Annotated in this window: 22 protein-coding genes; 5 read left to right on the top strand and 17 right to left on the bottom strand. The window is 73.2% G+C overall.

The window, feature by feature from the left end:
- Nucleotides 1–26: 26 nt before the first annotated feature.
- The 7 genes from pheT to infC form a co-directional block, all read right to left on the bottom strand.
- Nucleotides 27–2,549: a phenylalanine--tRNA ligase subunit beta gene (pheT, locus tag IE277_RS11840; RefSeq protein WP_189951358.1), complete on the bottom strand. Its 2,523-nt coding sequence runs from the start codon at nt 2,547–2,549 to the stop codon at nt 27–29.
- The gene (gene pheS, locus IE277_RS11835) at nt 2,549–3,670 is read right to left on the bottom strand and encodes a phenylalanine--tRNA ligase subunit alpha (protein ID WP_189951356.1); all 1,122 of its coding nucleotides are present in this window, start codon (nt 3,668–3,670) and stop codon (nt 2,549–2,551) included. Before pheS ends, pheT begins: the two co-directional genes overlap by 1 nt.
- Before the next feature lie 130 nt (nt 3,671–3,800).
- Nucleotides 3,801–4,934, bottom strand: a complete 1,134-nt coding sequence (locus IE277_RS11830; protein ID WP_189951354.1) for a sensor histidine kinase — start codon at nt 4,932–4,934, stop codon at nt 3,801–3,803.
- A 50-nt stretch (nt 4,935–4,984) separates the two neighbouring features.
- On the bottom strand, nt 4,985–5,839 hold the full coding sequence (locus tag IE277_RS11825; RefSeq protein ID WP_189951352.1) for a TrmH family RNA methyltransferase: 855 nt from the start codon (nt 5,837–5,839) through the stop codon (nt 4,985–4,987).
- Between the two features lie 221 nt (nt 5,840–6,060).
- Nucleotides 6,061–6,444 (bottom strand): 50S ribosomal protein L20, encoded by a 384-nt coding sequence (rplT, locus tag IE277_RS11820; protein WP_055492778.1) that lies wholly within the window; start codon nt 6,442–6,444, stop codon nt 6,061–6,063.
- A 106-nt stretch (nt 6,445–6,550) separates the two neighbouring features.
- The gene (gene rpmI / locus IE277_RS11815; RefSeq protein WP_003977225.1) at nt 6,551–6,745 is read right to left on the bottom strand and encodes a 50S ribosomal protein L35; all 195 of its coding nucleotides are present in this window, start codon (nt 6,743–6,745) and stop codon (nt 6,551–6,553) included.
- 112 nt (nt 6,746–6,857) lie between these two features.
- Nucleotides 6,858–7,538: a translation initiation factor IF-3 gene (infC, locus tag IE277_RS11810; RefSeq protein ID WP_189951350.1), complete on the bottom strand. Its 681-nt coding sequence runs from the start codon at nt 7,536–7,538 to the stop codon at nt 6,858–6,860.
- Nucleotides 7,539–7,892: 354 nt separating this feature from the next.
- Between infC and IE277_RS11805 the strand changes: the two genes are divergently transcribed.
- The gene (locus IE277_RS11805; RefSeq protein ID WP_189951348.1) at nt 7,893–8,249 is read left to right on the top strand and encodes a DUF1844 domain-containing protein; all 357 of its coding nucleotides are present in this window, start codon (nt 7,893–7,895) and stop codon (nt 8,247–8,249) included.
- 36 nt (nt 8,250–8,285) lie between these two features.
- Here the strand turns inward: IE277_RS11805 and IE277_RS11800 are convergent, their stop codons facing one another.
- The 3 genes from IE277_RS11800 to IE277_RS47060 all read right to left on the bottom strand — a co-directional run bounded on the left by IE277_RS11800 (nt 8,286) and on the right by IE277_RS47060 (nt 11,859).
- A complete protein-coding gene (locus tag IE277_RS11800) occupies nt 8,286–9,017 on the bottom strand; it encodes an SseB family protein (protein WP_189951346.1) in 732 nt (243 codons plus the stop codon).
- A 125-nt stretch (nt 9,018–9,142) separates the two neighbouring features.
- On the bottom strand, nt 9,143–10,330 hold the full coding sequence (gene mycP / locus IE277_RS11795; protein ID WP_189951344.1) for a type VII secretion-associated serine protease mycosin: 1,188 nt from the start codon (nt 10,328–10,330) through the stop codon (nt 9,143–9,145).
- Entirely contained in the window at nt 10,327–11,859 is a 1,533-nt protein-coding gene (locus IE277_RS47060) for a hypothetical protein (RefSeq protein WP_229881229.1), read from the bottom strand. The genes mycP and IE277_RS47060 overlap by 4 nt, the downstream gene beginning before the upstream one ends.
- A 274-nt stretch (nt 11,860–12,133) precedes the next feature.
- Here IE277_RS47060 and IE277_RS11785 point away from each other — a divergent pair, with 274 nt between their 5' ends.
- On the top strand, nt 12,134–13,336 hold the full coding sequence (locus tag IE277_RS11785) for an amino acid deaminase/aldolase (RefSeq protein WP_189951342.1): 1,203 nt from the start codon (nt 12,134–12,136) through the stop codon (nt 13,334–13,336).
- A 12-nt stretch (nt 13,337–13,348) separates the two neighbouring features.
- Here the strand turns inward: IE277_RS11785 and IE277_RS11780 are convergent, their stop codons facing one another.
- From IE277_RS11780 to IE277_RS11770, 3 genes are read right to left on the bottom strand one after another with little or no spacing between them, the layout of a single operon-like run.
- Nucleotides 13,349–14,131, bottom strand: coding sequence for a 3-oxoacyl-ACP reductase (locus IE277_RS11780; RefSeq protein WP_189951340.1), 783 nt, complete (start codon nt 14,129–14,131; stop codon nt 13,349–13,351).
- Entirely contained in the window at nt 14,128–15,516 is a 1,389-nt protein-coding gene (locus IE277_RS11775; RefSeq protein ID WP_189951338.1) for an aldehyde dehydrogenase family protein, read from the bottom strand. The genes IE277_RS11780 and IE277_RS11775 overlap by 4 nt, the downstream gene beginning before the upstream one ends.
- Before the next feature lie 35 nt (nt 15,517–15,551).
- Nucleotides 15,552–16,916: a glutamine synthetase family protein gene (locus tag IE277_RS11770; protein WP_189951336.1), complete on the bottom strand. Its 1,365-nt coding sequence runs from the start codon at nt 16,914–16,916 to the stop codon at nt 15,552–15,554.
- Nucleotides 16,917–17,012: 96 nt separating this feature from the next.
- Here IE277_RS11770 and IE277_RS11765 point away from each other — a divergent pair, with 96 nt between their 5' ends.
- Entirely contained in the window at nt 17,013–17,750 is a 738-nt protein-coding gene (locus IE277_RS11765) for a FadR/GntR family transcriptional regulator (RefSeq protein WP_189951334.1), read from the top strand.
- Between the two features lie 71 nt (nt 17,751–17,821).
- The gene (locus IE277_RS11760; protein WP_189951332.1) at nt 17,822–18,520 is read left to right on the top strand and encodes a gamma-glutamyl-gamma-aminobutyrate hydrolase family protein; all 699 of its coding nucleotides are present in this window, start codon (nt 17,822–17,824) and stop codon (nt 18,518–18,520) included.
- A gap of 24 nt (nt 18,521–18,544) precedes the next feature.
- Here IE277_RS11760 and IE277_RS11755 read toward each other — a convergent pair whose 3' ends face one another.
- Both IE277_RS11755 and IE277_RS11750 read right to left on the bottom strand, forming a co-directional pair.
- Complete coding sequence (locus IE277_RS11755) at nt 18,545–19,498, bottom strand: phosphotransferase (protein WP_189951330.1); 954 nt, start codon at nt 19,496–19,498, stop codon at nt 18,545–18,547.
- A gap of 231 nt (nt 19,499–19,729) precedes the next feature.
- Nucleotides 19,730–20,653 carry a LysR family transcriptional regulator gene (locus tag IE277_RS11750; RefSeq protein ID WP_189951328.1) on the bottom strand — a complete coding sequence of 308 codons (924 nt, stop codon included), beginning with the start codon at nt 20,651–20,653 and terminating at the stop codon, nt 19,730–19,732.
- Nucleotides 20,654–20,723: 70 nt separating this feature from the next.
- Here IE277_RS11750 and IE277_RS11745 point away from each other — a divergent pair, with 70 nt between their 5' ends.
- Nucleotides 20,724–21,890, top strand: a complete 1,167-nt coding sequence (locus IE277_RS11745) for a TDT family transporter (RefSeq protein ID WP_189951326.1) — start codon at nt 20,724–20,726, stop codon at nt 21,888–21,890.
- On the opposite strand, the gene IE277_RS11740 is transcribed toward IE277_RS11745, so the two are convergent.
- On the bottom strand, nt 21,802–22,536 hold the full coding sequence (locus tag IE277_RS11740; RefSeq protein ID WP_189951324.1) for a helical backbone metal receptor: 735 nt from the start codon (nt 22,534–22,536) through the stop codon (nt 21,802–21,804). The genes IE277_RS11745 and IE277_RS11740 overlap by 89 nt on opposite strands.
- A 23-nt stretch (nt 22,537–22,559) precedes the next feature.
- Nucleotides 22,560–23,129, bottom strand: a complete 570-nt coding sequence (locus IE277_RS11735) for a helix-turn-helix domain-containing protein (RefSeq protein ID WP_189951322.1) — start codon at nt 23,127–23,129, stop codon at nt 22,560–22,562.
- Nucleotides 23,130–23,316 lie beyond the last annotated feature (187 nt).

The raw sequence follows: 23,316 nt of genomic DNA, 5'->3' as shown, positions 1-23,316 counted from the left end.
GGCCGCTCGCAGAACCTCTACGGCGATCAGCCGCGCAGCACCGCTCCGGTCCGCTCGCCCGCGAGGGCGACCGCCGCGTCCCGCGCCGCCGACGCCTCGTCCACCGTCAGCGTCCGGTCACCGGCCCGGAAGCGGAGCGCGTACGCCAGCGACTTCCTGCCGTCACCCAGCTGCTCGGCGTTCTCGTACACGTCGAACAGCCGGATGGACTCCAGGAGTTCACCCGCGCCCTCGCGCAGCGCGGCCTCGACGTCCGCGGCCGGGACCGGCATCTCGACGACGAGGGCGACATCCTGGGTGGCGACCGGGAACGTGGAGATCCGCGGTGCCTGCGGGACACCGTCGCCCACCGCCTCAAGGGCGTCCAGGTTCAGCTCCATCGCACAGGTGCGCTCGGGCAGACCGAGAGCCTTCACCACACGCGGGTGCAGTTCTCCCGCGTGGCCCACGGTCTGCTCCGTACCGTCGGCGACGACCAGCAGCTCGGCGCAGCGGCCCGGGTGCCAGGGGCCGTACTGGCCCTTGCGCACGACCAGGTCCGCACCGGCCTCACGGGCGACGGCGCGCGCGGCGTCGATCACGTCGGCCCAGCCGGCCGGACGGCCCTCGCCCCACCAGCCGGCCTGCTCACGGGCGCCGCTGAGCACGACGGCCACGTGCCGCGGCTGCTCGGGCAGCGCGGCGTCGAGCACGGCGATCTCCTCGTCCGTGGGCCGCCGGTCGACCGGCAGGTGCACGGCGGTGCGCTGCTCCTCGCGCGGGTGGAAGACCAGACCCGTCTCGAACAGCGCCAGGTCGTGCGAGCCCCGGCCGTCGTTGCGCCGCAGCGCACCGAGCAGGCCCGGCAGCAGCGTGGTGCGGAGCGCGGGCTCCTCGTCGCTGAGCGGGTTGACCAGCTTGACGACGCGGCGGGCCGGGTCGTCGGACGCCAGGCCGAGCTGGTCGAAGATCTGCTCGCCGACGAAGGGGTAGTTCGGCGCCTCCACATAGCCCGCGCCGGCCAGCGCGCGGCCGGCCCGGCGGTGCAGCCGCTGCCGGTGGGTCAGGCCGCGGCCCGAGGGGAGCCTGGGCAGCGTGGACGGCAGGTTCTCATAGCCTTCGAGGCGGATGACCTCTTCGGCGAGGTCGTTCGGGTCGACCAGGTCGGGGCGCCAGGACGGGACGGTGACGATCAGCTCGTCCTGCCCGTAGACGTCGCAGCCGACCTCCTGCAGGCGGCGCACGACCGTCTCACGGCCGTAGCGGACACCCGCCACCTTGTCCGGGTGGTCGGCCGCGACGGTGAGGGTGTGCGGCGCGGAGGGCGCGATGACCTCGGTGACCCCGGCCTCCGCGGTACCGCCCGCGAGCAGCACCAGCAGGTCCACGGTGCGCTGCGCGGCGGCCGCCGCGGCCTGCGGGTCGACGCCGCGCTCGAAGCGGCGCGACGCCTCGGACAGCAGCCGGTGCCGGCGGGACGTACGGGCGATCGCGACGGCGTCGAAGTGGGCCGCCTCGATGACGACGTCGGTCGTGCCGTTCACGCCGTTCTCGGTGACCTCGTGGTCCGCGATCTCGGTGTTGGCGCCGCCCATGACACCGGCCAGGCCGATCGGGCCGCGGTCGTCGGTGATGACCAGGTCCTCGGCGTGCAGCGTGCGCTCGACGCCGTCGAGGGTGACGAGCTTCTCGCCCTCCGCGGCCCGGCGCACCCCGATCGTGCCCTGGACGAGGGAGCGGTCGTAGGCGTGCAGCGGCTGGCCCAGCTCCATCATCACGTAGTTCGTGACGTCGACGGCGAGCGAGATCGGGCGCATGCCGACCTTCTGCAGCCGGCGCTGGAGCCAGATCGGGGAGCGGGCCTCGGGGCGCAGGCCGGTGACCGTGCGCGCGGTGAAGCGGTCGCAGCCGAACGGGTCCGTGACCTGGACCGGGTAGCCGTAGGCGTTCGGGGCGGGTACGTCGATCAGGGCCGGGTCGCGCAGCGGCAGGCCGTAGGCGATGGCGGCCTCACGGGCGACGCCGCGGATGGACAGGCAGTCGCCGCGGTTGGCGGTGACGGCGATGTCCAGGACCTCGTCGACCAGCTCCAGCAGCTCGATGGCGTCCCTGCCGACCTCGGTCTCCGGCGGCAGCACGATGATGCCGTGGTTGCCGTCGTCGCCCATGCCCAGCTCGTCGCTGGAGCAGATCATGCCGTGCGAGACCTTGCCGTAGGTCTTGCGGGCGGCGATGGAGAAGCCGCCGGGGAGCGTGGCGCCGGGCAGGACCACGACGACCTTGTCGCCGACCGCGAAGTTACGGGCGCCGCAGACGATCTCCTGGGGCTCGCCGGTGCCGTTGGCCTGGCCGACGTCGACGGTGCAGAAGCGGATCGGCTTCTTGAACTCCGTCAGCTCCTCGATCGTCAGCACCCGGCCGACGACCAGCGGGCCCTTGAGGTCGGCGCCGAGCTGCTCGACGGTCTCGACCTCGAGCCCGGCCGAGACGAGCTTCTCCTGGACGTCGCGGCCGGATTCCGTCGCCGGCAGGTCGACGTACTCCCGCAGCCAAGAAAGCGGGACCCGCATCAGATCTCCATCCCGAACGGCCGGGTGAACCGGACGTCACCCTCGACCATGTCTCGCATGTCTTCGACGTTGTGGCGGAACATCAGCATCCGCTCGATGCCGAACCCGAAGGCGAACCCGCTGTACTTCTCCGGGTCGACGCCGCAGGCGGCCAGCACCCGCGGGTTGACCATGCCGCAGCCGCCCAGCTCGATCCAGCCCTCGCTGGAGCAGGTGCGACAGGGCCGGTCGGGGTTGCCCACGGACTCGCCCTTGCAGACGTAGCAGAGCATGTCCATCTCGGCGCTCGGCTCGGTGAAGGGGAAGAAGTTCGGCCGCAGCCGGGTCTTCATGCCCTCGCCGAACAGGGACTGGACCATGTGGTCCAGGGTGCCCTTGAGGTCGGCCATGGTCAGGCCCTCGTCCACGGCGAGCAGCTCGACCTGGTGGAAGACGGGCGTGTGCGTGGCGTCCAGCTCGTCCGTGCGGTACACGCGGCCGGGGCAGATCACATAGACCGGCAGCTCGCGCTCCAGCAGGGAGCGGATCTGCACGGGCGAGGTGTGGGTGCGCAGCACGACACCGGACTCGGTGCCGCCCTGCGGGCCCTGCACGAAGAAGGTGTCGGCCTCGCCGCGGGCCGGGTGGTCCGGGCCGATGTTCAGGGCGTCGAAGTTGAACCACTCCGCCTCGACCTGCGGCCCCTCGGCGACCTCGTAGCCCATGGCCACGAAGATGTCCTCGATCCGCTCGGACAGCGTGGTCAGGGGGTGGCGCGCGCCGGAGGGGACCCGGTCGTACGGCAGTGTGACGTCGACGTCCTCCTCGACGAGCACACGGGCGTCACGCTCGGCCTCCAGCTCCGCCTGGCGGGCGGCGAGGGCCTTGTTGACGGCGCCGCGGGCCATCCCGACGCGTTTGCCGGCCTCCGCCTTGGCGTGCGGGGGCAGGGCGCCGATCTCGCGGTTGGCGAGGGCCAGCGGGGAGGCGGGGCCGGTGTGGGCGACCTTGGCCTCGTGGAGCGCGTCGAGGGAGCTCGCTGCGGCGAAGGCGGCGAGCGCCTCGCCCTGCATGCGCTCGATCTCTTCCGGTTTCAACGCCTCGACCTCGACAGGGTCGTACGACTTATTGGGTGCCGACATCTCTTCCCGTGCTTCCGATTGGCTGGCGGATGGTCCCCGTCACCGACTCGCGAGGGCCGCGTGAAGGACACAACGGTGCCAAAGGCCGAGTCTAACGGGGTGAAGGAACGCGAATGCGCCCGCGGGGCACCTAGGCCAGGTAGGCCGGGGCCGCCACGGGCAACGTAAATCGGAACTCGGCACCGCCGCCGGGGGCGCGGCCGACCGTGATGGTGCCGCCGTGGGCTTCGACGATGCCCTTGACGATATAGAGCCCGAGGCCGGTGCCGCCGCGCTTGCTGCCCCGCCAGAAGCGGGTGAAGACGCGGTTCATGGACTCCTCCGGGATGCCGGGACCCTCGTCGCTCACCGTGACCGATGTGCCGGTCTCCTCGCCCTCGCGCGGGGATGCGCAGGGCGTCACGTCTATGGTGACGGTTCCCTCGCCGTGCCGCACTGCATTTTCGATCAGATTGCTGAGGACCTGGTCGACCTTGTCGGGGTCGGCCCACAGGTCGGGCAGCGGCTGTTCGATGCGGAGCAGGAAGCGGTCGGCGGGCTGGCCGGCGGCGACGTAGGCCTGGATGTGCCGGGAGACGGCGGCCCCGATGTCGACGGGCTGGCGGCGCACCTCCAGCCGTCCGGAGTCGATCCGCGAGATGTCGAGCAGTTCGGCGATGAGCCGGGTGACGCGGTCGGCGTCGGCGTCGACGGTCTCCAGCATCAGCCGCTTCTGGTCGTCGGTGAAGCGTTCCCACTTGGCGAGGAGCGTGGCCGTGAAGCCCTTCACGGAGGTGAGGGGCGAGCGCAGTTCATGGGCGACCGTGGCGATCAGCTCGGCATGGCTGCGTTCGGTACGGCGCCGGGCCTCGGTGTCCCGCAGACAGACCACGACCCGCTGGACGGGCCCGCGCGGTTCGGCCCGGATGTACCGGGCGGAGACGAGCACCTCCCGCCCGCCCGGCAGCAGCAGATTGCGCTCGGGCTGCCGCACCCGGATGGCGAGCCCCCCGTAGGGATCGGTGAGCTGCCACCAGCGGCGGCCCTCCAGGTCCTCTAAGGGAAGTGCCTTCTCCAGCGGCTGTCCGAGGGCGTCGGCGGCGCGTACGGCCGTGATCCGGCAGGCGGCGGCGTTGAAGCAGACGACCCGGCCGTGCTCGTCGGCGACGACCAGACCGTCGGGCAGCTGGTCGGGGTCGACGCCCGCATGGTCTGCGCACCCGGGCACAGATGTGCGCCGCGCGTCCCGTCCCTCCGGCGCGGTGCTCGTGCCGGCCACACTCATCCCCGTACCCCACCTCTCAGACGGCGCAGGGCCCCGCGCTGGTCACCCTACTAGCTCTCGGTGACCGTGCGGCAGCCTTCGGTGGCGCGCTGGGCGCGGGCCGACGCGTAGAGACATACGGCGGCGGCCGTGGCCAGGTTCAGGCTCTCGGCCTTTCCGTGGATGGGGACGCGGACGACGGCGTCGGCGAGGGCGCGGGTCTCCTCCGGCAGCCCCCAGGCCTCGTTGCCGAAGACCCAGGCGGTCGGCCCGCCCATGCTCCCCTTGTCCAGCTCGTCGTCGAGGTCGCGGTCCCCCGCCCCGTCGGCGGCGAGAATGCGCACACCGGCGTTCTTCAGCCCCTCGACGGCCCGCTCGACGGGGACTGCGACGGCGACCGGCAGATGGAAGTGCGAGCCGACGGAGGCGCGTACGGCCTTGGGGTTGTACAGGTCGACGGAGGCGTCGGTGAGGATCACGGCCTCGGCGCCGGCGGCGTCGGCGCAGCGCAGGACGGTGCCGGCGTTGCCGGGGTCGCGGACATGGGCGAGCACGGCGACCAGTCGCGGCCGGGCGGCGAGGATCTCCTCGAACGGTGTGTCCAGGAACCGGCAGACCCCGACCATTCCCTGGGGGGTCACGGTGGTGGAGATGTCGGCGATGACCTCCTCGGAGGCCAGATGCACCCGGGCACCGGCGGTGTGCGCGGCGCCGATGATGTCGGCGTACCGCTCCTCGGCCTCGGGGGTGGCGAAGAGCTCGACGAGGGTGGGAGTGCCGTCCACCACGTGCCCGGCCGCCTCCCGCACGGCCTGCGGCCCCTCCGCGAGGAACAGCCGGTCCTTCCCCCGGAAATTCCGCTTGGCCAACCGCCGCGCAGCGGCGACTCGCGCGGACCGGGGTGAGATCAGCTCGGGGCTGGGCATCGTCTTCACTTTCACGAGAATTTCCACGCGGGGCGATCCCTGGGCTCCGTCGGCGGCAACCCCCAGGGGCGCGGGGCCGTGTCGATATGCGGCTCCGCCGCGTGGGCGCGACCAGCCCCCACTCACCCGGACGAATCGCGCGACACGCCCCAACAACAGGACCCGCAAGCCATGAAAGCCTGCGGGTCCCACCGTCACGTCGGCCTAAGGGCGGCGCAGCGTCACGCGGCCTTCGGCGCGTTGACGTCCGCCGGCAGCGCCTTCTGCGCGACCTCGACGAGCGCGGCGAACGCACCGGCGTCGTTCACAGCCAGCTCGGCCAGGATCTTGCGGTCGACCTCGACGTTCGCGGCCTTCAGACCCTGGATGAAGCGGTTGTAGGTGATGCCGTTGGCGCGGGCAGCGGCGTTGATGCGCTGGATCCACAGCTGACGGAAGTCGCCCTTGCGCTTCTTGCGGTCGTTGTAGTTGTAGACCAGCGAGTGGGTGACCTGCTCCTTGGCCTTGCGGTACAGGCGCGAACGCTGACCGCGGTAGCCGGAGGCCTGCTCGAGGATCGCCCGGCGCTTCTTGTGGGCGTTGACTGCCCGCTTGACGCGTGCCACTTGTTAACTCCTTGTAGCGGGGTCGTGGGGGGTACTCACACGACCCGGAAACGACTGGGTCCCGGTCCTGACGTGTGGCGCTCAGAGATGGCGAGCGCCGGTCACGTCACTTGCCGAGAAGCTTCTTGATCTTCGCGGCGTCGCCCGGGGCCATCTCGGCGTTGCCGGTGAGGCGACGCGTGACGCGGGACGACTTGTGCTCGAGCAGGTGGCGCTTGCCGGCGCGCTCGCGCAGCACCTTGCCGGAGCCGGTGATCTTGAAGCGCTTGCTGGCACCGCTGTGCGACTTGTTCTTCGGCATAGCGCCGTTATCTCCTCGTCGGTGGCGCTCCGGTGCCCGGTCGCGAAACCGGGCACGGTGGAGCGTCGTTCTTCATTCGGTTACATCCGCTGGGGACTGCTGTCCCCCGGGATCACGCCTCGGCGGAAGCCTCGGCAGGCGCCTCGGTGTCCACGGTGTTCTCGGTGTCCGCGGCGTTCTGCGACTTACCGGGGTTCGCCTTCGCATCGGCCTTGCGGGCCTCCTGCGCCTGACGGGCCTCGGCCATCGCCTCGGTCTTCTTCTTGTGCGGACCGAGGACCATGATCATGTTTCGGCCGTCCTGCTTCGGGTTCGACTCGACGAAACCGAGGTCCTGGACGTCCTCCGCGAGGCGCTGCAGCAGTCGGTAGCCCAGCTCGGGCCGGGACTGCTCGCGACCACGGAACATGATCGTGATCTTGACCTTGTCGCCCTGCTTGAGGAACCGTACGACGTGACCCTTCTTGGTGTCATAGTCGTGCGGGTCGATCTTCGGCCGGAGCTTCATCTCCTTGATGACCGTGTGCGCCTGGTTCTTGCGCGCCTCACGGGCCTTCATGGCCGACTCGTACTTGAACTTCCCGTAGTCCATGAGCTTGCACACGGGCGGACGGGCGTTCGCCGCGACCTCGACCAGGTCCAGGTCGTACTCCTGCGCAAGCTCCAGTGCCTTAGCGAGCGGGACAATGCCCACCTGCTCGCCACTGGGACCGACAAGTCGCACCTCGGGAACGCGAATCCGGTCGTTGATGCGGGGCTCGGCGCTGATGGATCCTCCTCGGTAGCACCACACGGTTGTCTGGCGGACAGCCGCGTATGTCTCTTTTCGTTAGACCTAACCGCGCCGAAGCACAAAAAATGCCCCGGACGATCACAGGCGGGGCTCCAAAACACTACCGGAGCACCGCCGCGATGCCGCGGGGCGCGCTTCGGGCGACTCCATCGTCCGTACGGAACGATGGTGGCCGCCTGACCGGGGTGACCCGCCGCCCCGTGGGACGGTCGGGTGGGAGATCGGAGCTCCACTTGTGGGCCGGGCGCTCTGGCGTGGCAGGGCATGTCCGGCCGGTCGTCACACAAGGTTAGCAGCACCGTCGGGCAAGGGCTAATCGGAGGACTCGGGACCGCACCGCTTATCGTGTGGGGCATGAGTCAGACCCCTCCTGAGAATCCCGATTTCGACGCGATGACCCGGGACATCGCCGAGGTCCCCGCCGTCGAGGTGATCGTGACGGTCGCCGTCAACCTGATGAGCGCCGCCGCCGTGAAGCTCGGGCTGAGCGAGGAGGGCGAGAAGTACAAGGACCTGGACGAGGCCCGCAAGCTGATCAGCGGGCTCGCCGGACTGCTGGACGCGAGCGCGACCGAGATCAGCTCCTTCCACGCGGCCCCGCTGCGCGACGGCCTGAAGTCGCTGCAGCTGGCGTTCCGCGAGGCCTCGGTCGTCCCGGACGAGCCGGGCCAGGGTCCGGGCGAGAAGTACACCGGCCCCGTCTACAGCTGACCCGTCCCCTCCAGCCGGCTGCTCCCTCCGGCTGGGCTATTCCTTCACGTACAAGGGCTCGCCCGGAGGCGTGGTCCCGGCCGGCAGCAGCGCCAGGTCGAGGCCGCGCGTCAGGCGGGCCCTCAGCGTTTCGTCGGCGGCGAGCCGCTCGGCGACGGCGCGGGCGGCGCGGGCGGGCTCCGCGGCCGGGTCGAGCACGAGGGCGAGGGTGCCGTCGGCCTGGCCGGGCCCGAGGTGGGCGCGCAGCACGGCGGGCTCCGCCGCCACGGCCGTACGGACGGCGTCACGGACGGCGGGGTCGGCGAGCGGGTCGGTGCTGGTGCGGCCCTCCGCGAGGGCGAGCAGCGCCGGGCCCGTCAGCTCGAACGGCACCGGTCCGGCGAGGTCCAGCACGAGCGTGTCGGCCTTCTCGTGCGCGGCGGCCTGCAGCGCCTGGTGCAGCGGTACGGCGACCGGGCGGGCCTCCGGGTCCCAGCGGGCGAGGGAGTCGGTGGAGGTGAAGGCGGGCAGGGCGGTGCGGTGACCGGCCTTCAGGGTGGGTACGGCCATGTCGCTGCTCTTCTCGCGGCGCAGCCCGTTCTCGCCCTCCTCCGCCTCGCCGAGCACGGCGACGACCGGGACCAGCAGTCGGGCACCCTTGAGCGCCTCAAGGACGGGCCCGAGGGCGCCGCGGTCCTCGGCCCAGGCGGCGAGGGCGGCGCTCAGCCGGGGGTCGGCGGAGCCGTCGTCGTCGGAGAAGCCGGGGTCGGGAATGTTCTTGTTCGCCACGGTCACCGACCCTATCGGCACGTCCCCGGCGCGCTGTACGGGCCGGTGGTCGTTGCGGGGCGCCTCGCCGCGCCACCCGGAGATTCAAGTACGTCGCCGGTCGGCGGCCGCCGCCCCGCACGCCCTCAGACCGTCTGTCTGCGGCCCCGCCACAGGACGACGCCCGCCACCAGCAGCACCCCGCCGGTGCCGCCGGCCAGCGGGCCCGCCCAGCCGGTGGCCGGGGAGGTGGCCTTGGGGGCGTCGGGGCCGGGGCCGAAGTACTTCTTGTCGAACGACGTCACCCGCAGGCTCTCCGGCCGGATCCGGTCGGCCGCCTTCAGCGCGGCCACCGGGTCGATCATGCCGAAACCCCGGGAGTCGTCCCGGCCGCCGGCCGGCGCGTCCCGGGCGGTGTCCTCCAGCAGCTTCTTGACCTGGGCCGGGGCGAGGCCGGGGTGGGCGGCCCTGATCAGGGCCGCCGCGCCGGACACGAAGGCGGAGGCGGCCGAGGTGCCCCAGCCCTCGTAGTACTTGTGGTCGGGGTCGGCGATGACCACGTTGACACCGGGCGCGCTGACGGCCGCGTACCAGCGGCGGGTGGAGAAGGAGGCGCGGGTGTCGTAGCGGTCGACGGCGGTCGCGGCGATGACGCCGGGGTAGGCGGCCGGGTAGGAGACGTGGTCGCCCTTCTCGCCACCGTTGCCCGCGGAGGCGACGACCACCACGCCCTTCTTCAAGGCGTACTGCACGGCCTCGTCCTCGCTCGGCTCGGGGTGCGCGGAGTCCGAGTCGTCGCCGAGGGAGAGGTTGATGACGTCGGCGCCGTGGTCGGCGGCCCAGCGGATGCCGTCGGCCAGCGCGTTGCCGCGGCTGGTGCGGGCCTTGGCGCGGGCGGGGTCGTCGTCCTCCAGGATCACCCGGACGGGCAGGATCCTCGCCTCGGGGGCGACACCCATGACGCCGGCGGAGTCGCCGGGGCCATGGCCGTGCCCGGCGATGATGCCGGCCATCGCCGTGCCGTGCCGGGCCCAGGCGCGGTCGCCCTGCCTGGCGCCGAAACCGATCATGTCCTGGGCGGGCAGGACGTTGCCGACGAGGTCGGGGTGGTCGGCCTCGACGCCGGTGTCCAGGACGGCGACGGTGACGCCGTGGCCCTTGGTGGTGCGCCAGGCCTGGTCCAGGTCGAGGACGGACAGGGCCCACTGCTGGGCGCGGATGCCGTCGGCGTGGGCCGTGGTGGACGGCAGCAGGACGAGGGCGCCGGCGAGCAGCACGCTCACCGTGGCTCCGGCGCGGTCCACCCGGCGCCGGCCGCGTATCGATCGCCTCATGAGGGATTCTCCGTGGCCGTGGCCGTGCCGATGTGCTGGCGCAGCCGCCGTTCGATCCGGTCGGCCAGGCCCTGGGCCTCGTTGCCGAGTCCGGCCTGGGCCTGTGCGGTGGTGGCGTCGGCGCTGACGGCGTCGGCGGCGGGCTGCGGCGCGTCGACCGCGCGGCCGTCGGCCCACCCGGAGACGGCGTAGGTGACGACGGGGGCGTCGGTGAGGACGGAGATGGTCCAGGAGGCGCGCTGTCTGTTGCCGAAGCCGGCCGCGACGGTGCCCTCGGCCGCGTACGGGCGGGGCATCAGGTCGGCGCGCCGGTCCAGGTGCTCGGTGCGGAAGCGGTGGGCGAGCGCGGCCATGGCGGCGGAGTCGGCCCGGGTGAACAGCAGGCCGACGGTAGTGACATAGCTCTGCGTGGAGTCGGTGTAGCTGGCGCGCAGCAGCCGCTGGCAGCCGACGGGGGCGAGGACCTTGGCCAGCAGCGGGTCGAAGGCCTGGGCACAGCCGGTGTCCGGGGCCACGGCGATCCGGGTCCAGGTGCGGTCGGCGCCGCCGGGTCCGGCGCCCGTGCCCTCGACGGTGGGCGGGAACAGCTGGTCCACGGGCACGTTGTGCCAGAGGGCGCCGGCGGCGGCGAAGTGGTCGCCGGTGGCGTCGTCCCCGTCGTCGCCGGTGAGCCAACTCCCGGTCACGGCACCGCCGATGAGACCGAGACCGAGGACGAGACAGGCGGCCGCGGCGACGGTGCGGGGGCCCACCCGGTGACGGGCCGGCGTCCCGGCCGGCAGGACGGTCCGCACGGCAGCGACGGCGCTCCAGGACGACGCCGGGTCCGGGACAGACGCGGCCGGGGCCGGCGGCCCGACGGGCCGGACCGGCGCCATGGGGCTCCAGGCACCGGTGGTCGAGGCAGCAGCTCGGCTCTCCTGGCCGGGCCCGGCGGACGTACGGCCGGACGCGTCGGCGGTGCCCCGCGTTCCCGGGGAGCCGGCCCGCGGGCGGAGCCGGGGCGTGGTCTGCGACGCGGTGATCGGGCGCAGGCGCGCCGTCGTCTCGGTGGCGGTCTCCCCCGGGGAGCCGGCTCCCTGGCGCGGGAGGTCCCGCCCGGGGCGGCGTGCCTCGCGTCCCGCGTTCGGCGGCGCGTCGGGGAACCGGGCGGAGGCGGGCGGCGGAGGCGGGCTGAGGCTTTCGCCGGCCTCGGGCCCGGCGGGACGCGGCACCTCGACCCGCGGCAGCGGCCCGGCACCGGAGCCCGTACGGGAGGAGCGGCCGTCACGCGCAGTGGCCTCGGCGGACGACGGGCCGGCACCAGTGGGCCGCCCGGCGGTCGGCGAGCCACCACTGGCGGGCCGCCCAGAGCCGGTCGAACCCTTGGTCGTGGACCCGGACGTGCCGGCTCGCGCGGTGCGCGGAGTGAAGACGGACGGCTCGTCGTCGGTGTCGTCGGGCGGGGTGGCCGGGCGGGGCGGGACGGACGGACGCGGTGGGGCCTGGGGGCGCGGCGGGATGGGAGCGTGGCGCGCTTCCGTGCTCATGCACCCCCCGTTTCCTCGTGCCCCGGGCCGTCTTCACGTACGCGGGCCGCTGCGCTGCTCGGCCGCGCCCGGTGCGAAAGCTCCGTCCGGGCACGCATACCCGTACGGCTGGACGGGCATCCCGGTTCAGGTGAAGCCGTCGGGTGCCTTCCGCCGTACGTGCGCGTCACTCTACGGGTTGTCCGGGCCGGTAAGAGAACCAGTCCGGGGCGCCGGGGCATCTGCCCGGAACGTCCCCCTACCCTGCGGTAATCCTGTCTGGCAGGCTTCCGTCATGACTGCGCGCGCCGCTGATCGGGCCCGTTACGACCGGGCCACCGCCCTTCTCGACGCCCCTCTCGCGATCGTGGACCTGGACGCGTTCGACGCCAACGCGGCGGATCTCGTCCGCCGGGCCGCCGGCAAGCCGGTCCGGGTCGCCAGCAAGTCCGTGCGCTGCCGGGCGCTGCTGGAACGCGCCCTGGCCAAGGACGGCTTCCGGGGCATCATGTCGTTCACCCTGGCCGAGTCGCTGTGGCTCGCCCGTTCCGGGTTCGACGACATCCTGCTGGCCTATCCGTCCGCCGACCGGGGCGGTTTCGCGGAGCTGGCCGCCGATCCCAAGCTCGCCGCCGCGGTGACCGTGATGGTGGACGATCCGGCGCATCTCGATCTCATCGACGCCGCCCGTGACGGCGGACGTGAAGTGGTGCGTGTCTGCCTGGAGTTGGACACCTCGCTGCAGCTGCTGGGCGGCCGGGTCCGGGTCGGGGCACGGCGTTCTCCGCTGCGCTCCCCCGCCCGACTCGCCGAACTGGCCCGCTCGGTGGCCCGCCGGCCGGGTTTCCGGCTGGTGGGGATCATGGCGTACGAGGGGCACATCGCGGGGGTCGGGGACTCGCTGGCCGGGCGGCCGCTGCGCTCCCGGGCCATCCGGCTCATGCAGGCCGCGGCACGGCGTGAGCTGGCCGAGCGGCGGGCCGCGGTGGTGCGGGCGGTGCGGGCCGTCGTGCCCGGCCTGGAGTTCGTCAACGGCGGCGGCACGGGCAGTGTGCAGCACACCGCCGCCGAGGAGGCCGTGACGGAGATAGCGGCCGGTTCGGGGCTATATGTGCCGCGGCTCTTCGACAACTACACGTCCTTCACCGGCCGCCCGGCGGCCCTGTTCGCCCAGCCCGTCGTGCGGCGGCCGGGCGTCGGGGTGGTCACCGTGCTCGGCGGCGGCTATCCGGCCTCCGGCGCGGCCGGCCCCGACCGGCTGCCGGTGCCGTATCTGCCCGAGGGGCTGGCGTACGACCCGCAGGAGGGCCCCGGCGAGGTGCAGACCCCGCTGCTGGGCTCGCCCGCCGACGACCTCCTCATCGGCGACAAGGTGTGGTTCCGGCACGCCAAGGCGGGCGAGCTGTGCGAGCGGTTCGAGAAGCTGCATCTCGTCGAGGGGGACGCGGTGACCGCGACCGTGCCGACCTACCGGGGTGAGGGGCACACCTTCCTCTGACGGGCCGTGCGCCTACAGGGGGGTGACGTAGGCGCCCGCGATGCCGCCGTCCACCAGGAAGTCGGTGGCGTTGACGAAGGAGGAGTCGTCGCTGGCCAGGAAGGCGACGGCGGCGGCGATCTCCTCGGCCTCGGCGAACCGGCCGACCGGGATGTGGACCAGGCGGCGGGCGGCCCGCTCGGGGTCCTTGGCGAACAGCTCCTGGAGGAGGGGGGTGTTGACCGGCCCCGGGCACAGGGCGTTGACCCGGATGCCTTCCCGCGCGAACTGCACGCCCAGCTCGCGGGACATGGCGAGGACGCCGCCCTTGGACGCGGTGTACGAGATCTGCGAGGTGGCCGCGCCCATCCGCGCCACGAAGGACGCCGTGTTGATGATGGAGCCCTTGCCCTGCCGGCGCATGTAGGGGATGGCGGCCTTGCAGCACAGGTAGACGGAGGTGAGGTTGACCTCCTGGACCCGCTTCCAGGCCTCCAGTCCGGTCTCCAGGATGGAGTCGTCGTCGGGCGGGGAGATACCGGCGTTGTTGAAGGCGATGTCGACGCTGCCGTAGGTGTCGTACGCCGTCTTGAACAGCGCCTCGACCTGCTCGGGGTCGGTGACGTCGACCTTGACGAAGAGTCCACCGGTTTCGTCGGCGGCGGCCTTGCCGCGGGCCTCGTCGACGTCCGCGCAGACCACGTGGGCGCCTTCGGAGGCGAGCCGGCGGGCGGTGGCGAGGCCGATGCCGCTGCCGGCTCCGGTGACGACGGCGGTACGGCCGGCCAGGCGGCGGCAAACAGATTCTGCGGTCACTGTGCGGAGCCCTCCGTGCTGGGGGTGACGTTGCTGATGAAGACGTTCTTGGTCTCGGTGAAGGCGGTCAGGGCGTCGGGGCCGAGCTCGCGGCCGAGGCCGGACTGTTTGTAGCCGCCGAACGGGGTCCAGTAGCGGACGCTGGAGTGGGAGTTGACGGACAGGTTGCCCGCGCGGACGGCCTGGGACACACGCAGGGCGCGGCCGAGGTCCCGGGTCCACAGGGAGCCGGAGAGGCCGTAGGGGGTGTCGTTGGCGAGGCGGATCGCGTCGGCCTCGTCGGTGAAGGGGAGCAGGACGGCGACCGGTCCGAAGATCTCCTCGCGGGCGGCTTCGCTGTCGTGCCGCTCCCCCGTCAGGACCGTCGGCGCGAACCAGAAGCCGGGTCCGTCGGGGGCGCTGCCGCGCAGGGCGGGGGTGTCCGCGGGGACGTACGACCGTACGCGGTCCAGTTGCTGACGGGAGATCAGCGGGCCCATCTGCGTCTTCTCGTCGGCGGGGTCGCCCACGACGACGTCGGCCAGCGCGTCGGCGAGGAACGCGCGGGCCTCGTCGTAGACGGACTCCTGGACCAGGACGCGGGTGCGGGCGCAGCAGTCCTGGCCGGCGTTGTCCAGGAAGGAGAAGGGGTCGAGGGCGGCCCTGAGGTCGGCGTCGGCGAAGACGACGTTGGGGCTCTTGCCGCCGAGTTCGAGGGTGACCGGCTTGACCAGGCGGGCGCAGCGCTCCATGACCTCGCGGCCGGTGCGGGTGGAGCCGGTGAACACGATCTTGGCGATGTCGGGGTGGTCGACCAGGGCGCGTCCGGCGGTGTGGCCGTAGCCGGTCAGGACCTGGAAGACGTGCTCGGGCAGGCCCGCCTCCAGGGCGAGTTCGGCGAGGCGGAGCGCGGTGAGCGGGGTGGTCTCGGCGGGCTTGAGGACGACCGCGTTGCCGGCCGCGAGGGCCGGGAAGGAGCCCCAGGCGGCGATCGGCATGGGGAAGTTCCAGGGGGCGATCACACCGACCACTCCCAGGGGTTCCTGGAAGGTGATGTTCCAGCCGCCGGGCACCGGGATCTGCTTGCCGAGCAGGCGCTCGGCACCACCGGCCGCGTACAGCAGCAGGTCGCGGGCGTTGCCGGCCTCCCAGCGGGCGTTGCCCACGGTGTGCCCGGCCTCGCGGACCTCCAGCTGGGCGAGTTCCTCGGTGTGGGCGTCGACCACGTCCGCGAAGCGGCGCAGCAGCCGGGCCCGGTCTGCGGGGGCGAGGGCGGCCCAGCGGGTCTGGGCGCGTACGGCCCGCAGGACGGCGGCGGCCACGTCCTGTTCGCTCGCGGCGGGGACGGTGGCGACGACCTCCTCCGTGGCGGGGTTGAGGACCTTCAACTCGGCTGAGTCGGACACGAATTGACCTTTCACGGACTGGCTCACAGGCTGGTTCACAGGCGTTCGAAGGAGCGGCGCAGCTCCCAGTCGGTGACCGCGGCGTCGAAGGCCTCCAGCTCGACGCGCGCCATGTTGCGGTAGTGCGCGACGACCTCGTCGCCGAAGGCGGCCCGGGCGATGGGGCTGTTCTCCCACAGCTCGGCGGCCTCGCGCAGGGTGGTCGGGACGTGTGCGAGACCGGCGGCGTAGGCGTTGCCGGGGCAGGGCTCGGGGAGTTCGAGCTTCTGCTCTATGCCGTACAGCCCCGCCGCCACCAGGCCGGCGACCGCCAGATGAGGATTCACGTCGCCGCCGGGCAGGCGGTTCTCGAAGCGCAGGGAGCGGCCGTGCCCGACCACGCGCAGGGCGCAGGTGCGATTGTCGAGGCCCCAGGCGACGGCGGTGGGGGCGAAGGAGCCCGGCTGGAACCGCTTGTAGGAGTTGATGTTCGGGGCGTACAGCAGCGAGAAGTCGCGCAGGGCGGCGAGCTGTCCGGCGAGGAAGTGCCGCATGACGTCGGACATGCCGCCGGGGCCGGCTCCGGCCATCGCGTTGTTCCCGTCCGCGTCGGCGAGCGAGAGATGGATGTGACAGGAGTTGCCCTCACGCTCGTTGTACTTCGCCATGAAGGTGAGCGAGACGCCCTCCTGGGCGGCGATCTCCTTGGCACCCGTCTTGTACAGGGCGTGCTGGTCGCAGGTGACGAGGGCTTCGTCGTAGCGGAAGGCGATCTCGTGCTGGCCGGGGTTGCACTCGCCCTTGGCGGACTCGACGGTCAGGCCGGCGCCGGCCATGTCGTTGCGCAGCCGGCGCAGCAGGGGCTCGATGCGGCCGGTGCCGAGGATGGAGTAGTCGATGTTGTACTGGTTGGCCGGGGTGAGTCCCTGGTAGCCCGCGTCCCAGGCCGCCTCGTAGCTGTCCTTGAAGACGATGAACTCCAGCTCGGTGCCGACCTGGGCGGTGTAGCCGAGTTCGGCGAGCCGCTCCAGCTGGCGGCGCAGGATCTGCCGGGGCGCGGCGACGACCGGGGAGCCGTCGTTCCAGGCGAGGTCGGCGACGAGCAGGGCGGTGCCGGGGTGCCAGGGGATGCGGCGCAGGGTCGACAGGTCGGGCCGCATGGCGAAGTCGCCGTAGCCGCGGTCCCAGGAGGACATCGCGTAACCGTCGACGGTGTTCATCTCGGTGTCGACGGCGAGGAGGTAGTTGCAGCCCTCGGTGCCGTGGTGCAGGACCTCGTCGAGGAAGAAGCGGGCGGCGAACCGCTTGCCCGCCAGGCGCCCTTGCATATCGGGGAAGGCCAGGACGACAGTGTCGATCTCACCGCTCGCGACGAGGGCGTGCAGTTCCTCGACGCCGAGCGGGGGTGTGCGGTCTGCCACGGGAGAGCCTCCTTCGGCGCCTTCGCGCTTTTTCGGCCGGGCCGGGAGCCATAAGGTATTGCTCAGAACCATTGCTTGGGAAGGGGGTACGACCGGATGTCCTGGGAGAGCGAGGCTCAGGGGGTGGGCGACCGGCTCGCTCCGGTACTGCGGCCGGTGCGGGCGGGCAACGGCTTCGAGGAGGCACTGGAGCAGATCCTCCAGGTCGTGCGGCTCGGCCTGGTGCCGGGCGGCGAGCGGCTGCCGGCCGAGCGGGAGCTGGCCGAGCGGCTCGGGATCAGCCGGGTGACGCTGCGCGAGGTGCTGAAGGTGCTCCAGGACCAGGGCCTGGTGGAGGCGCGCCGCGGGCGCTACGGCGGAACGTTCGTCCGGCCGCGCCCGGACGCCGGCGGCGAGGACGAGCTGCGGCGCCGGATCGCCGAGGTCGACATCGAGGACGTGCTGCGTTTCCGCGAGGTCCTGGAGGTGGGCGCGGCCGGCCTGTGCGCGGCGCACGGACTCGACGAGGAGCAGGCGGACCGGCTGCGCGAGGCGCTGGCCCGCACCCATGACGCCCCGCTCGCCGACTACCGGCGCCTGGACACCCTGCTGCATCTGACGCTGGCCGAGCTGTGCGGCTCCCCGTCCCTGACCGCGCAGTACGCGGCGGTCCGGGCCACGGTGAACGACCTGCTGGACTGCATCCCGCTGCTGGTGCGCAACCTGGAGCACTCCCAGCGCCAGCACGCCGCGCTGGTGGAGGCGGTGCTGGAGGGGGACGCGGACGGCGCGCGGGAGATGATGCGCGAGCACTGCGCGGGCACGGCGGCGCTGCTGCGGGGCTTCCTGGCGTAGCCGGGCTTCCCGGCGTACGACCCGTTCTGTAAAGGTGTGCGCGTGAACCTTTGACTGCCGGGGAGGGCAGCATGACCGTACGGCCGCTGATCGGTGTGAGCACATATCTGGAGTCGGGTGCGCGCTGGGGCGTGTGGGAGCTGGACGCGGCGCTGCTGCCGGCCGGCTATCCCCGGCTGGTGCAGCGGGCCGGCGGGCTGGCCTGCATGCTGCCGCCGGACGCGCCCGAGCGCGCGGCGGAGGCGGTGGCCCGGCTGGACGGGCTGGTCGTCGCGGGCGGCCCCGATGTGGACCCGGCCCGCTACGGCGCCGAGCGCTCGCCCCGCACCGGGCCGCCGGCGCGGGAGCGGGACGCGTGGGAGCTGGCGCTGATCGACGCGGCGCTGGCGGCGGGGGTGCCGCTGCTGGGGATCTGCCGGGGCATGCAGCTGCTGAACGTCGCCCTCGGCGGCACGCTGGTCCAGCATCTCGACGGGCACGCGGAGGTGGTCGGGGCCTTCGGACACCATCCGGTGAAGCCGGTACCGGACTCCCTGTACGCCGGACTCGTCCCCGAGGAGAGCGCCGTGCCGACGTACCACCACCAGGCCGTCGAGCGGCTGGGCCGGGGGCTCGTCGCCTCGGCGCACACCGCCGACGGGACGGTGGAGGCGGTGGAACTGCCCTCGGCGCGCGGCTGGGTGCTCGGCGTCCAGTGGCATCCGGAGATGGGCGAGGACCTGCGGGTGATGCGAGGGCTGGTCACGGCGGCGGGCCGAGCCGTCAACTGACGTGCGCTGCCTTGGACTTGGGCGTCACAGCCGCCGGCTGAGCCAGTCGAGGGCCGCGTCGCCCTGGGCCCGCTGGAAGGGGCGCAGGGTGGGCAGGCCCGGCGGGGCCGGGTCCAGGGAGCTGCGCACGAAGTAGCCCGCGAGGCCGGCCAGCGCGGCGGTCACGGCGTCCGGGTCGGCGTCCCGGCCCAGCGGGTGCGCCGTGAACACCTCCTCCGGATCGGGTCCGCCCTGCGCCCGCACGCACGGCAGCATGACGAGCAGATCGAACCAGGGGGCGGCGCGCATGGCGTGCGGCCAGTCGACGAGGACGACGCCACCGTCCGCCGTGAGGAGCACATTGTCCGCGCGCAGATCGGCGTGGACCAGCGTGTCCCCCGAGGCGCCCGCGGCCCAGCGGGCCTCCAGCGCGGCGAGGCCGGGCAGCCGGTCGGCGGTCCGGTCACCGAGCCGACCGCGTACGTCACCGGCCTCGCCGTCGAGCAGCCGGCGCCAGCCGCTGAAGGCGTCGGCCAGCTCCTGCGCGACGGGCGGGACGTCGGGCGGGCACGGCGTACCGGTGCGGGCGAGCACGGTCAGGGCGTCGAGCACCCGGCGCAACTCGTCCGGCCGCCAGGGCACCTCCGGCTGACGCCCCGACACCTCCTCGAAGACCAGCGCCACCCAGGTGCCGTCGTCATACGTCCCGAGAAGCCGGGGCGCGGGTACGGCGGCCGGGAGCGCGGCGGCGATGCGGGCCTCCCGGCGGTGCAGCTCGGGGCTGTGCGGGTTGGCCTCGGCGCTCACCGCCTTGACGAAACCGGTGCCGCCCGCCGCGGTGCGCACCCGCGCGGCGACGCCGGGTGAGAAGCCGCCGCGTTGTGTCTGCGACCGCACGACCGGCGCGCCGAGCACCTCGCCGACGGCGTCACGGACGGCGGCGGGGAGGGCTTCCCAGGGGGCGCGGACGCCTGCGGCGGGCGGGGCGGGGGTGGTCATGCGGGTCATGGTGCCGTGCCCTGCGGGCGGCCGGCCAGGGATTTTCGGTGCGGTGCGGGGGGGGTCGTTCGGGGCAGCGCCGTGGGACTTGCGGCCGGGTGCCGGGGGCAGCTGCGTGGTGGCTGGTCGCACAGTTCCCCGCGCCCCTTGGGAAGCTGTAGTGCCGTCGGCCTGGCAGCACCGCCGACTCGGCCGAACGAGATACCGGCCTATGGCCGGCGGCGGCAACTCTCACCCCCGAGTCAGCGACAGCAACTCCCGAGCGGGGCCCGTCGGGCGGTGGCCCGTCGGCCAGACTGCGCGCAGGTCGCGGCGGAGGGAGACGTTCTCCACCGGGATGCTGACCAGGCGCCGCGTCGAGAGCTCCTCCCCCACCACCAGTTCGCTGAGGACCGAGGGGCCCGCGCCGCTGACCGCCGAGGCCTTGACCGCCGTCGTGGAGGACAGTTCGATCAGGGGGCGCGCGAGGCCGCCGAGTGCCGCGTCCAGGACCTGGCGGGTGCCGGAGCCGCGCTCGCGCAGGATGAGCGGGGTGGCGGCCAGTTCCTCCGCCGTCAGGGGGCGCCGGCGGCGGGCCCAGGGATGGCCGGGCGCCGTGACGACGATCAGCCGGTCGTGGGCGATGACGGTGGAGTCCAGGCCCGTCGGGACTGTCAGGCCCTCCACGAAGCCGAGGTCCGCCTCGCCGGCCAGCAGGAGTTCCGCGACCTTCGCGGAGTTGCCGGCGAGGAGGGAGACCGCCGTGTCGGGCCGCTCGGCGTGCAGCGCGAGGAGCCAGCCGGGCAGCAGGTACTCGGCGATGGTCATGCTCGCCGCCACCCGCAGCCGTGAGTCCCGCCGGTCGCGCAGGGCCTGCGCACCCGCGTCGAAGGCCGCCGCCGCCTCCACGACCCGGCGGGCCCAGTCCGTCACCAGGGCGCCCGCGTCGGTGAGCCGGGAACCGCGCGGCGAGCGGTCCACCAGGGCCACGCCCAGCTGCCGTTCCATGGAACGGACCCGGCTGCTGGCGGCGGGCTGGGTGATGCCGACCTCGCGTGCCGCCGCGCCGAGACTGCCCAGCCGTGCCACCGCCAGCAGCAGCTCCAGCGCGGCCAGGTCGGGCACCCGGTGCGCCAGTGACGCGGTGTGCTCTCGCTGCCCCTCCACCTCGCTCATAAGACCAGCTTATGCCCTCATAGAGAGGAACTCCCTGGTCAGGGGCGGGCAGCGGCGGGACCGTGGAGTCATGGTCACCGCAGCCCCGCCCTTGTCCGCCCCGCCCGTCCCGCGCGCCGCCCGGGTCCGTCACCTCGGCCCCAACTGGTACGCCTCCGTCATGGGCACGGCCGTCCTCGGCTCCGCCGGGGTCGCGCTCCCCGCGCACTCGGCCGTCCTGCGCGCGGTGTTCGCGGGAGCCTGGGCGCTGTCCCTGGGCATGCTGGTCGTCCTGCTGGCGGCCCGGGCCCTGCACTGGCGGCACCACGGCGACCAGGCCCGCGCCCATCTCCTCGACCCGGCCGTGGCGCCGTTCTACGGCTGTCTGTCGATGGCCCTGCTGGCGGTCGGCGGCGGCGCCCTGACGGCCGGGCGGGACCTGATCGGCACCGGCCCGGCCGTGGCCCTGGACGCCGTCCTGTTCACCGCCGGTACGGCGGTCGGGCTCGTCGCCGCCGTGGCCGTTCCGTACCTGATGGCCGTACGGCATCGGGTCGACCCCGCGCAGGCGACCCCGGTGTGGCTGCTGCCGCTGGTCGCGCCCATGGTGTCGGCCGCGCTCGGCCCGCTGCTCGTGCCGCGTCTGCCGCCTGGCCAGCCCCGCGAGACCCTGCTGCTGGCGTGCCTCGCGATGTTCGGGCTGAGCCTGCTCACGACGCTGCTGATGCTGCCGCTGGTCTTCGCCCGGCTGATCGGCTCCGTCCCGCTGCCCCTCGCGCTCACCCCGACCCTGTTCCTGGTCCTGGGTCCGCTCGGGCAGTCCACCACCGCGCTCGGCAAGATCGCGGACGCGGCACCCGGCGTCGTACCGGCTCCGTACGACCGTGGTCTCGGCGTCTTCGCCGTGCTGTACGGGGTGCCGGTCATGGGGTTCGCGCTGCTGTGGCTGGCGCTGGCGAGCGCGCATGTGGTGCGGGCCCGCCGCGAGGGCATGGGGTTCGCGATGACCTGGTGGGCGTTCACCTTCCCGGTGGGCACCTGTGTCACCGGCGCCGCGGCCCTGGCCCGGCACACCGGTCTCGTGGTGTACGACGGCCTGGCCGTCGGGCTGTACGCCGTCCTCGCCGTCGCCTGGCTGGCGGCCGCCCGGGGCACCGTGCGCGCGCTGGTCAGCGGCGAGCTGCTCGCAGCGCCTTTGCCAGCACCCGTGGCGCAGTCCGCAGCGACGGGCCGTACCAGGTCAGGTGCCGGCCGCTGACCAGGGCGCAGGGCAGCTCGGGGAAGGCCTCCGGGCCGTCCACGGCGGTGAAGCGGTAGGGCTCGTCGGGGAGGACCACCACATCCGGGGCGGCCGCGCGCAGTTCCTCCAGCGGGATGCGGGGGTAGCGCTCGGGATGGCCGGCGTACAGGTGGTCGACGCCGAGCCGGGCCAGGACGTCACCCGCGAAGGTGTCCCGGCCGAGGACCATCCAGGGCCGTCGCCAGACCGGTACGACCGCCGTCCTGCGGTCCTGCGGCCGCGCCAGGTCCGTCCAGGCCCGCTCCGCCTCCCCCAGCCAGCCCGGCCGCCCCCGCGCCCCGCACGCGATGAGCACCCGCTCCAGCTCGGCGAAGGCCTGCGGCACCGTGCGCACCTCGGTGACCAGCACGGCAAGCCCCGCGGCTCGCAGGGCGTCAAGGTCCGGGGCGCGGTTCTCCTCCTCATTGGCGATCACCAGATCGGGAGCGAGGGCGACGATCCGGTCGACGTCCGGGTTCTTCGTGCCGCCGATCCGGGTGACCTCCAGGTCCGCCGGGTGCGTACACCAGTCGGTGGCACCGACGAGGACTCCGGGAAGCGTCTTCGCCACCGCTTCCGTCAGTGAGGGAACCAACGAGACGACCCGCCGGCGGTCGACGGCCAAATGTGCCACTCCCTGCGGAACTCTCAGCGGGACCTGTCCTGCACAGCCTCGATGTGTTCGGCGACCGCCACCACGATGACCCGCGTGTCCGGCACCGTCGCCCGCCACCGGTGGCGCACCCCGCCGGTCAGATACAGCGTGTCCCCGCGGCCGAGCCGGTACGCACGCCCCTCCGCCTCGATCTCCACCGCGCCGTCGGCGACGTACATCAGCTCGTCGTTGCGGTGCTGGAACTCGCGGCCGGCGTCGTGGTCGCCGGTGATCTCGGAGGCGTGCAGCTGGTGGTGGCCGCGCACCAGGGAGCGGGTGCGGGGAGCGAAGTCGTCCTCGGCGGCCGGGTCGGCGCGGACGAGGTCCACGCTGGCCGCCGGATCGGCGGCGGCGAGGAGTTCGACGGCCGTGGTACGCAGGGCGTCGGCGAGCTTCTCCAGCGAGGTGGGGCTGGGGCGGGCCCGGTCGTTCTCGACCTGGCTGAGGAAGGGCACCGAGAGTCCGCTGCGCTCGGCCACGACCGCGAGGGTCAGTTCCAGGGCACGGCGACGCCGCCGGACGGCCGCGCCCACCCGCACGGGCTGTTCTTTGTGGTCGCCCATCGCTCCGGCTCCCTCCCTCGCTCGTCGTGCCGCTCGCCGGGGGCCCCGGGCCGGGGCACACCCCTACTGATGACTTCTCTGCACCCTACGCATGTTCGGCAAACCGTTTCACGCGCCTGTCACATCCTCGACATGCCGCCGAGCCCCCGACCTCACGGTTCACGCCAGTGTGACGGAGGTCCCGGCC

This window comes from Streptomyces alanosinicus, from assembly GCF_014650595.1.
In the GTDB taxonomy this organism is placed as follows: domain Bacteria; phylum Actinomycetota; class Actinomycetes; order Streptomycetales; family Streptomycetaceae; genus Streptomyces; species Streptomyces alanosinicus.
Note: the sequence above shows the minus strand (reverse complement) of the source record. Positions and strands in the feature narration are given on the sequence as shown.